We start from the raw sequence: 10,440 nt of genomic DNA, 5'->3' as shown, positions 1-10,440 counted from the left end.
GCACGAATGCCGCCGATGACCAGTCGACGTTCGGCCTCGCGTCGCGGTGCCTGTCGTGCGCGAAACGGCGGGCAGCCGCGTGCCCGTTCGACATCGCGTTCGCGAGTCGAAACCTGCGTTCCAGCCAGGTCACCTCCCGGAAAAGTAGCTTTTCGCACGTTAATGATTCGATCGCCGGGCTAGCATTTGCACGATGGTCGAGGTTGTCGTGCCGCTGCGGACCACGGACCGCTGACCGATGCAATGCGATGACCTGCACGCGAACAACCTCGACCGAGCACATCGCATCGTTCATTTTTCCCTACGTCAAAGGATGCCTTCGCCGTGAGCCAATCTGCCGTCTATGCCAAGTTGACCGACGTGTTGCGTGACGTATTCGACGACGACGAGCTGGTGGCAACGCCTCAACTGACCGCCGCTGACGTCGACGGCTGGGACAGCCTGTCGCACATCCGCCTGGTTCTGAGCGTCGAGCGCGCGTTCGGAATCAAGCTTGCCGCAGCCGATATTTCCGGCCTCAAGAACGTCGGTGAATTTGCAGATCTGATCAGCAAGCGCCACGCCGCATGATGCAGGTCGGCCCGCATGTCCCGTCCAGAACCCGCTTTGCCGAGAGCGCCCTTCGATGAAAGATGATTTGTACACTGCGCTGGCCTGGTTGCCGCGCCCGCCTGACGATTTCTCCGCGCGATGCCGCACGCTCGTCGAATCGATCGACGATGATCCGGGTGCCGGATTGGGCCGCCGCTTACGCCAACTGGCCAACTGCGCGCTCGGCGAAAATCAGTTGATCAAGCTGGGGCGCGCGATCGTTGCCTTGCAGGGCGCGGGGCGCACGCTCGCGCCGCTCACGCCGTTCCGGCTCGGGCTGGTCGGCAACGGCACGCTCGATCATCTCGTGTTGCCGCTCGTCGCCAGCGCCGCGCGTCATGGCGTCGCGCTGGAGATCGTGTCGGGGCACTACGGGCAGGTCATGCAGGAAGCCCTTGCGCCGGATTCGACGATCAATCGCGCGCAAGTCGATGCCGTGCTGGTGGCCCTGGACTACCGTGGGTTGCCGCTCAACGCGCAACCGGGCGACGAGGAAGCGGCGCAGCACAGCGTGGCTGCGGCACTGGATCAGATCGATGCACTGCGGGCCGGCTTCAGGCAGCACGGCAATGCGCCGTCGATCGTCCAGACGCTCGCGCCGCCGTCCGACACGCTGTTCGGCAATCGGGATGCGCTGATTGCCGGCACGCCGCTCAATCTCGTCGAACGTTTCAATCGAGCGCTCGCGCAGCGTGTGGCGGAATCGAATGACATCCTGTTCGACGTTGCGCATGTCGCGGGGACGGTCGGACTGGCGAACTGGCATTCGCCCGCCCAATGGAATCTGGCCAAGTATCCGTTTGCCGGCGACTACGTGCCGCTCTATGCGGATCACGTGGGCCGGCTGCTGGGCGCGGCGCGCGGCAAGAGCCGGCGTGTGCTGGTACTCGATCTCGACAACACCCTTTGGGGCGGGGTGATCGGCGACGACTTGCTCGAAGGCATCAAGGTGGCGCAGGGCGATGCGGTCGGTGAAGCCCATCTCGCTGTACAGCAGCTCGCGCTTTCGCTGAGGGCGCGCGGCATCGTGCTCGCGGTGTCGTCGAAGAACAACGACGATACGGCGCGTCTGCCGTTTCAAAAGCACCCTGAAATGCTGTTGCGTGAGCAACACTTTGCGGTGTTCCAGGCCAACTGGAACGACAAGGCTACCAATATTCGCGCGATTGCCGACGAGCTGTCGCTCGGTATCGATTCGATGGTGTTCCTCGACGACAATCCGGTCGAGCGGAATCTGGTCCGTACGACGTTGCCCGAAGTCGCCGTTCCCGAGTTGCCCGATGATCCTTCGCTGTACGCGCGGACCCTTGCCGCCGCGGGCTATTTCGAGTCCCTCGCGTTCTTGCCGGAAGATCAGAAGCGCGCCGACATGTACCAGGACAATGCGCGCCGCGTGGCGCTGCGCAGTCAGGCCGGCGACATGGATGCGTACCTGCGTTCGCTCGACATGAAGATCGATTTCGCACCGTTCGACGATACCGGACGGGCACGCATTGTTCAGTTGATCAACAAGTCGAACCAGTTCAATTTGACGACGCGCCGCTATACCGACGCGGAGATCCACGCGCTCGAAGGCGACGGGCGGGTTTTCACGCTGCAGGTTCGCCTGACGGATACGTTCGGCGACAACGGCATGATCTCGGTCGTGATTTGCCGGCCCGACGAACGTGCGCCGAGTACCTGGCAGATCGATTCGTGGCTGATGAGCTGCCGCGTGCTGGGGCGCCAGGTCGAGCAGATGGTGTTGCGCGAAGTGCTGCAGCATGCGCGCCAGCGCGATGTCACGCGCGTGATCGGGCGTTACATCCCGACCGACCGCAATGCGCTGGTCAAGGATCATTATGCGAAGCTCGGTTTCGAAGCCGTGAGCGAAGAGCCGGACGGCACGACGGTCTGGGAAATGGCCAGCGACCGCGAGATCGCGCCGGGTCATTTCGCCGTGACGCGGGCGGGTTTCGATACGATTGCTGCCGCCTGAATCATGAAAAACACCGTATCACTCACGTCGTTGCGCGAGACGGATGACGTTGCGGCTTCTCGCAAGCTGCCGCGCCGTGACTATGTATTGCTGCCGTTGATCGTCGTGGCGACGGTGGTCTGCCTTTTCGTTGCCGCCGAATTCGCGACGAGGGCGATCTGGAGCGCGGGTACGCGCGGGGGCGAATGCCATGTGGCCGATGCCAGGGAGGGCATGCGCAACGTCCCGAACTGCACGATGACGGTCAAGACTCCGGAAACGCCGTGGATCACTTACCACTACAACGCTTGCGGTTTCCGCTCGACCGAGGGTTGCGGACCGAAGCCGGCCGGTACGCGACGCGTTGCGTTGCTCGGCACGTCGTTTGCCGAAGGCACGAGCCTCCCGTACGACCAATCGTTCGCGGCGCTGGCGGAACATGACCTGAGCAGGATGTGTGGCGCACCGGTGGAGGTCCAGAATCTCGGTGTCTACGAACTGCCGTTCCGCAAGGTGCTGAACCGGATCGGGCCGGCGCTGGCCTTGCAGCCGGATGCAGCGGTACTCACGGTTGCGCCGTTCGATCTGGAAAAGATCAATCTGCCGGACGTCGCGGATGCGCCCGCGGCTACCGTCGCGCCGGAACCGCGCAGCGACCTGATGGCGCGTGCCAAGGGCTGGCTGAGCGGCAGCCGTGCCGTCGCCGTCGCACAGCACTACATGTTCGAAAATCCGGACATTCAGGTGCCGATGTATCTGAAATACGGCGACAAGGCCGATTTCCTTCGGCCGCCATTTTCGACCGCCTGGCGCGAGCGGCTCGAGACGTTCGACAAAGTGGCCGAAACAGTCGCGGACAGGTTTCGCGCGACGGGCGTGCCGGTGGCGCTGATGCTGATTCCGCAACGGACGCAGGCCGGGCTCCTGGCCGCGAAATCGCTGCCGACGGGCATCGATCCATTGGCGCTCGATCACGCGATGGCCGAAATCGCCGCGAAGCACGGCATGCGCTACATCGATCTGGCTTCGAGCCTGAAGCAGTCGGCGAACCCGGCCGATTACTACTACCCGGTCGACAACCATCTGAACGCCGCCGGCGCGCGCGTTGTCGCGCGAAGCATGGTGACGGCGCTTACCGCCGGCGGGGCACCCGCGTTGTCGGCATGCGGGTCACATTGAACCTGGCGGCGCATGACGTCGCCATCGTTTCGAACCGTTTTCAGGCCGTCCGATGAATATTCCATCCTTCCAGTTCTTCGCCTTTGCAGCCGTCGCCGCGCTGATCTTCAACCTGTCTCGCTCGCTGACCTGGCAAAACGCGGTATTTCTCGTCGTCAATCTGCTGTTCCTGGCGACGTTTTCCCGCGATCCGGTCGCGTGGATTCCGTTCGCCGCATTCCTGCTCGTCGGTTATCTGAGCGTCCGGGGCATGCAAACGAAGCAGTGGCTGGCTGCGTTCGCGCCGATCGTTGCGATCGTGATCGCGCTGTTCTTCTGGCTCAAACGCTATACGTTCGTGCCGTCCGCGTTGCTGCTGTCGCACCCTTACGCGACGATCGGCGTGTCCTACATCTTTTTCCGGATGCTCCATCTCATCATCGACGCTCGCAGTCCGGGCCTGTCGGTTCGCGTGACGCCGGTGGTGTATCTGAATTACGTGCTCAACTTCACGTCGCTCGTGTCGGGGCCGATTCAACGCTTTCAGGATTACAGCGTGACGCAGACGAGCGAGCGGCCGGGACCGGATGCAATCGACTACGGCGTCGCGCTCGAGCGCATCATCGTGGGATTCTTCAAGGTGGCGATCGTGTCGGCGGCACTGTCGCACCTCCATCATCAGGCGCTTGCGCAACTGTCGCCGATGCAACCGCTCGGCGAGCGCATGCTGACCGGGCTGGCGATCGCCGCGATCTACCCGGTCTATCTGTATTTCAACTTCTCCGGCTACACGGATGCGGTCGTCGGTGTAGCGCGCTTCTTCGGGATCTCACTGCCGGAGAATTTCGACCGGCCGTTCTCGTCGACCAACTTCATCGGATTCTGGAGTCGCTGGCACATCACGCTTTCCGGCTGGCTCAAGACCTACGTATACAACCCGCTGCTGATGACACTCATGCGTCGCTTTCCGTCGCGCTCACTGGAGCCGTATCTGGGTGTCGTCGCGTTCTTCGTGACGTTCTTCCTGGTCGGCGCCTGGCACGGCCAGACGTCGATGTTTCTGTTCTTCGGTGTCCTGCAGGGCGGGGGCGTCAGCGTCAACAAGCTGTATCAGATCCGCATGACCAAATGGCTTGGCAAGAAACGGTACGTCGCGCTGTGCAACACGCCGCTCTACGCCCATTGCGCGCGCGGGCTGACGTTCACGTTTTTCGCATTCAGCCTGTTGTGGTTCTGGTCGACCTGGAGCGAAATCCAGACTATCGCGACGACGCTCGGCCCGGCGCTCGTCGCGTTCGTATGGCTGCTGGTATTCGTGGGCGCGACGGTGACGCTTGCCTTGCTCAACGCTGTATACGAGCGTGTGACGCAAGGCGGCATGGCCGGACTGTTCCTGTCGCGTTACGCCCGTACCTCGTGGTGCACGGTATTGGCGGTCGTGACCGTGCTGGTGCTGGTCATTTCCGATTCGCCCGCGCCGGACATCGTCTACAAGACTTTCTGACCCGCGGCGGCGGCACGGCGATCGTAGGGTGCCGGGTCGCCGGAAACGTGAAGTGTGCGCCGACGCGCGCCGAACCTGCAAGATCGATATTTCCCGGAGCCACTCACTTTCATGGCCAGTCACAAGCAGAAGTTCGAAATCCTGGACGGCTTGCGAGGCATCGCTGCGATAAGCGTGATGTTCATGCATTTCCTGCAGGAACTATCGAGCACGATCCTGCAGGGTGCCTATCTTTCCGTCGACATGTTTTTCATGCTGAGCGGCTTCATTCTTTCGTATTCCTATGGTGAAAGATTACGCCAGGACGCATGGCGTGGCGAGTATCTGAAGCGCAGGTTAATACGCCTGTACCCGATGATTTTCATCGGGTTCGCGATCGGCTTCGCGAGCCTGATCGTCATGCAGGCCAATTCGTCCGCCCGGTTCTCATTGGGCAACCTGGCGGCCGCCACCGGCCAGAATTTTTTTCTCGTTCCATACCTCGGTCGCTTTTCGGTGTCGGGTTTCGTCGGCGCGGCGAATCACAGCTTGCCGTCCGTCAATGATCCTGGCGTATTCCCGCTGAATCCACCTGCCTGGTCGCTGTTCTTCGAGTTGTTCGCGAGCGTCATCCTGATCGCGGCAATCAAGATGACCGCGCGGAATCTGTCGAGATGGGCCTACGCCTGTCTCGTCGCATTCCTCGTATATGGGTTCCTTGCCAGTCTCGATAACGCCAAGCTGGCGATCATGATGAACCAGGGCTGGGCGGCGGATAACTTCGTCGGCGGCTTCTTCAGGGTGGGCTACGGGTTCTTGTTGGGCATCGCGATTGGAAAGATGTACGAATCGGATCTTCCGGCGAAGCCGCATTGGTTCGTCGCCAGGCTCATAAAGAACGACTACATGCTGTTTGTCGTTTTCCTGCTGGTCGTCGCGTTTCCGTCGTCGATCAAGGGGATGTATTCAGTGGCTATCCTGCTGTTCGTCGCACCTGCGCTGGTTTACCGGGGGGCCATGCTCGCGCCGAGCGGCAAGACGATTGCAAGGCTCAGCGCGTTCCTCGGCTGGATCTCGTATCCGCTTTATTGCGTGCACTATCCGATCGGAAGGCTGGTGTTCGCGTATGCGCCACAGGCCGACATCCACGTTGTCCGAACCGCGATGATCGCCGCGTCTCTTTCGATCGTGTCCGCCGCCATCCTGGCGAAATTTGTTGAAGAACCGATCAGGTCGTATCTGGGCACGCGCATGTTCGGAAATCATCGGGCCGCCACCGGCAACCCGGTCAACGTCGGGTAAACGGAGCAGTTCGCGCAGCACGCCGGCGTCGTTGTGGCGCCGGAGTGCGGGAGTCGCTTTTACAGCCCCTCGAAGATCTCCGTCATCATCTCGGCGCTTCGGCTCCAGCGATATTTCTCCGCGTGCAGGCTTCCCTTGCGTTTGAGCTCGGCCCTGAGCTCGGCGGAATCGAGCAGGCTCCGCAATTTCTGCGCGATGTCGTCCTGCGAAAACGGATCGCAGTACAGCGCCGCATCGGCACAGACTTCCGGCAGTGCGGCCGATTTGCCGACAACCGCCGGACAGCCGTAGCGCATCGCCTCGAGAGGCGGTATGCCGAAGCCTTCGTAGATCGACGGATAAAGGAAGCACGCTGCGTTCTGATACAGCGCCTTCAATTGCTCGTCGCTGATGTAGCCCACGTACTTGATGTTCGGCTCGGATGCCGAGAGATGATCCTGCTTGCCGAACACGGTGGCGTTCTGCATGCCGACGATGACGAGATCGACCGACGGATCGTCGATCTGCCGGAATGCCGCGATCAGCCGCCCGAAGTTCTTGGTCGGATTCATGCTGCTGACCGCGAGCACGAAGCGGCCGGGCGTCAGCGCATGCTTGGCGAGCACGCTCGCGTCCGCTTCCAGGGCATCGAGATGATCCGCACCGAGCGGCACGACGCTGATCTTCTCCGCGGAGACGCCGCAGTGATGCGCGAGGCGATCCCGCGAGAAATAGGAGTTGGTCAGCACGCAAACGGAGGTTCGCGCCAGGATCCAGAACATGATCCGGTACCACACGCGAAATGGCCGGGAGAAATGCGCGGGCGTGTCGAACACCGCCGCATCGTGCATGTAGATGATCTGGTTGCCGATGAAAATGGATGCCGAATTGCTGAGATTGACGATGCGTCCGCGGCGAGCGAACAGCGGGAGCACCAGCTGCTCCCAGACCACGCCCTTGTAAAAACCGACCTTGACCGTCCTCGCACCGCTTACCTCGACGCCGGGCTGCGGAGGCACCAGCACGGTCACCGGATCCTGAGGCTGAAACTTGATCAGTGCGGCGATCAGCTCGCGCGCGACGCGCTGCACGCCGGTCGTCTTCTGCGTGGTGAATCGGCCGTTGTATACGAGTTGCTTCGGTTTCTTGAAAGCGATCATGTCGATAAGGGGATGTCGAAATCGGAATCAGGCTTTGACGTGATCGGGAACAACCGGCTTGAAGTCGTGCGTGTCGACTCGCGCCCCGTCGGTGTCGAGTCCGTAAAGGGCGTGCCACTGACGGAAGATCGCGTTCATCGAAAATCGCTGAATCGCCCGTTGCCGGGCAGCTGCGCCCATTTCCTCGCGAAGCTGCCGGTCGTCGCGCAGCAGGGTCAGATATGCGGCCATCTCGTCGGCGTTCGACGCGACATAGCCGGTCACGCCGTGAATCACCACGTCGCGATTGCCCACGACATCCGTCACCACGGCCGGTATGCCGGCGACCTGCGCTTCGATCAACGCGACCGGCATGCCTTCCCATCGGGAGGTCTGGACGTAGATATCCAGTTCCGACGTCAGCGCGAGCGCGCGTGCGCGGGTGACCCAGCCGCTGCAGACGACTGCCCGGCGCCGGCCGGGGTCCGGAATCTCGGCGGCATCGCCGCCGATCCAGAGAAACTCGACGTCCGCGCCGTGCAGCGTGTCGGCAAGGCGCACGAATGCTTCATGATTTTTCTGGAACGACGCCCGGCCGCTCATCCCGATGACGACTTTGCGATCGTCGCGCGTTCGACGCGGTGGGATCTCAGCCGCATTGACGCCGTTTTCCACCAGGACTGCCGACTTCGCCCGGACCTTTCCCCGGATCTCGGCGAGTTCGCTGCCGGAGCACGCGACGATGGTTCCGCCGATGTGCGCCGCGATGCGCTCGAAGCTCAGGTAGGCGTACTGCTTCATGCGCGACACGTCGCGGCGCAGGAACGAGAGTCCGTGCGGCGAGTAGAGGACCTTCGCATTCGGGGCGGCGATCCGGGCGGCGATTCGCCCCAGCACGCCGGCCTTCGACGAGTGCAGATGAATCGCGGTCGGCTTGCAGTCGCGCAGGTTCCGGACCAGCGCACGCAAGCTCCGCAGATCCTGTTTGACGCTCACCTCGCGCGCCATGTCGACGTACACGAGCTTCACGTCAGGCAGGAACAGCGTTGAAAAATCGGTCGGGGTTTCCGGTCGGATCGAATGCAGAACCGTCACGTCGACGCCGGTCGCCGCGGCATGGTTGGCGAGATGGGTCAGCATCGAAAGCACGCCGCCACCAAACGCTTCGGCGATATGAACGATCTTTTCTTGGGTCATCTTTCGGTCTAGCGATCCGATCGCACATTCATCGCCCGTTGTGACGATGAGCCGCCCGCGAATCGTGTTGTCTCGGTGTCGAGTTCGTTAAACTATGCATTCCTGATTGATAAATGCATGGCTGCCGTGGCCATTGGATCCTGCTGTCGCAGTCACTTGTTCGAGCTGACGAGGCAGCCGGATGGTTTCCGCCGATGGAATATCGGGTCGACGTTGCCGGAGCGTGCCGAACACGACGCAGCGTGACGAACCAATGCCGCGTTCTACGTGTCGGCTCGATTCCTCCGAACATCGGATACCGGCGTTCGACTACGACGACTGGAGACGAGACAACGACGAAATCCGGTCAGTGCGCGTGAATCCACTGGTCCGGATCATTGTGCAGCGCATGCGCGACCCGCTGGGTGCGATGGCTTACCGAAGGCGCGACTCGGCGACGCTATCGAGCGTCGGCGTGATGGCCGGATGACTTCCGCACGCGCGCGAGCGGATTGGAGATATAGCGAATCGCACGGTTGCTGAGCGTTGCCGACGGCAGCAAGCATGCGAGTGACAGCCCGGCCACGGCCGTTTTCTTGGCGGGCCCCCAGAACGGGTTGCGCAGCACGGTTTGCCAGTAGCGCCCGGATTCGCACAGGAACCAGCGCCAGCGCCGCACGAGTGGGGCGTGATAGAGCGTGCTTGCGAAGCGGGCCTTCTCGATCGCGAAGTCGAGCGGCGCGATCGGCAATGCTTCGTGCAGCCGTGTGCCGGCAAGCATGCGCAGCGTCGCCCATCGGCGTTCGGCTTTCAGCGCGCCTGTCGCGGCGTCTTCCGAATTGGTGAGGGCGAGGGCCGGCGTGTCGGCGGACGGGCGCGTCCCCGGCTGCTGATGGACGCGATAGCCGCCGAGCGTTGCATCGATCATGTGTACGGCGCCGAGCAACGCGATACCGTAGATCGCATAGAAATCCGCGCCATGCAGGTTGTCCGGGGTGACGGGTACCGGAAAGATGCGCTTGAGTGCATCGACCCGATACGCGTTGCCCGATGCGGGCGGCGACGGGTACAGCCAGCCCGCGCGCAACAGGCGGCCGCAATCGGTGTCGACGGCCGACTGCGGCACGCTCGCCCCGGTCATTGCACCGTCCTGCGCGATCACGTCGAGCCGGAAATGCACCTTCACGAAGTCGCCGGACGCGAACGCGGCGAGCACGCGGGCCGCGGCGTCGGCATAGAGCAGGTCGTCAGCGTCGAGCAGGATCACGTAGCGCGTCGTGACATGTTCGAGCGCGCGGTTGTATGCGGCGACCTGACCGCGATTCTCCTGGAACACCGCCGTCACGCGCTCGCCGTACGAGCGAATGATGTCGCGCGAATCGTCGGTCGAACCGTCGTCGACGACCAGCACGCGTACACCGTGCGCGCCCTGCGCGAGCGCCGAATCGATCGCGTAGCGCAGGTATGCGCCGTGGTTGTAGTTGCAGATTGCGATGGTCAGGTCGGTCATGAACGGATTCTGGACGAGCGAAGTGCGGACGATCCGGGGGCCCGGCGGGCAGGGTTCGGTGCCCCGGCGCACGGCACGCCGAGACCGCGACGCGGGATCGGGTGCGACCGGTGCTGTCGGGCGATCCCGGCGCACGGTCGCGTCG

8 protein-coding genes are annotated in these 10,440 nt (G+C 62.6%); 5 read left to right on the top strand and 3 right to left on the bottom strand.

Annotation, left to right across the window (positions count from 1 at the left end):
- The first annotated feature begins 324 nt into the window (after window positions 1–324).
- The 5 genes from DIE12_RS01840 (at window position 325) to DIE12_RS01820 (ending at window position 6,491) form a co-directional block, all read left to right on the top strand.
- A complete protein-coding gene (locus tag DIE12_RS01840) occupies window positions 325–570 on the top strand; it encodes an acyl carrier protein (protein WP_059666713.1) in 246 nt (81 codons plus the stop codon).
- A 55-nt stretch (window positions 571–625) separates the two neighbouring features.
- Entirely contained in the window at window positions 626–2,569 is a 1,944-nt protein-coding gene (locus tag DIE12_RS01835) for an HAD family hydrolase (protein ID WP_124519632.1), read from the top strand.
- Between the two features lie 237 nt (window positions 2,570–2,806).
- Window positions 2,807–3,727, top strand: a complete 921-nt coding sequence (locus DIE12_RS01830) for an SGNH/GDSL hydrolase family protein (RefSeq protein WP_185640941.1) — start codon at window positions 2,807–2,809, stop codon at window positions 3,725–3,727.
- Window positions 3,728–3,779: 52 nt separating this feature from the next.
- A complete protein-coding gene (locus tag DIE12_RS01825; protein ID WP_124519628.1) occupies window positions 3,780–5,210 on the top strand; it encodes an MBOAT family O-acyltransferase in 1,431 nt (476 codons plus the stop codon).
- Window positions 5,211–5,321: 111 nt separating this feature from the next.
- A complete protein-coding gene (locus DIE12_RS01820) occupies window positions 5,322–6,491 on the top strand; it encodes an acyltransferase (protein WP_124519626.1) in 1,170 nt (389 codons plus the stop codon).
- Between the two features lie 59 nt (window positions 6,492–6,550).
- Here DIE12_RS01820 and DIE12_RS01815 read toward each other — a convergent pair whose 3' ends face one another.
- The 3 genes from DIE12_RS01815 to DIE12_RS01805 form a co-directional block, all read right to left on the bottom strand.
- Window positions 6,551–7,630 carry a glycosyltransferase family 1 protein gene (locus DIE12_RS01815; RefSeq protein WP_124519624.1) on the bottom strand — a complete coding sequence of 360 codons (1,080 nt, stop codon included), beginning with the start codon at window positions 7,628–7,630 and terminating at the stop codon, window positions 6,551–6,553.
- Window positions 7,631–7,657: 27 nt separating this feature from the next.
- Window positions 7,658–8,806 carry a glycosyltransferase gene (locus DIE12_RS01810; RefSeq protein ID WP_124519622.1) on the bottom strand — a complete coding sequence of 383 codons (1,149 nt, stop codon included), beginning with the start codon at window positions 8,804–8,806 and terminating at the stop codon, window positions 7,658–7,660.
- Between the two features lie 439 nt (window positions 8,807–9,245).
- Window positions 9,246–10,295 carry a glycosyltransferase family 2 protein gene (locus tag DIE12_RS01805; protein ID WP_124519620.1) on the bottom strand — a complete coding sequence of 350 codons (1,050 nt, stop codon included), beginning with the start codon at window positions 10,293–10,295 and terminating at the stop codon, window positions 9,246–9,248.
- Window positions 10,296–10,440 lie beyond the last annotated feature (145 nt).

The sequence above is a fragment of the Burkholderia sp. Bp9015 genome, assembly GCF_003853505.1.
Classification (GTDB): domain Bacteria; phylum Pseudomonadota; class Gammaproteobacteria; order Burkholderiales; family Burkholderiaceae; genus Burkholderia.
Note: the sequence above shows the minus strand (reverse complement) of the source record. Positions and strands in the feature narration are given on the sequence as shown.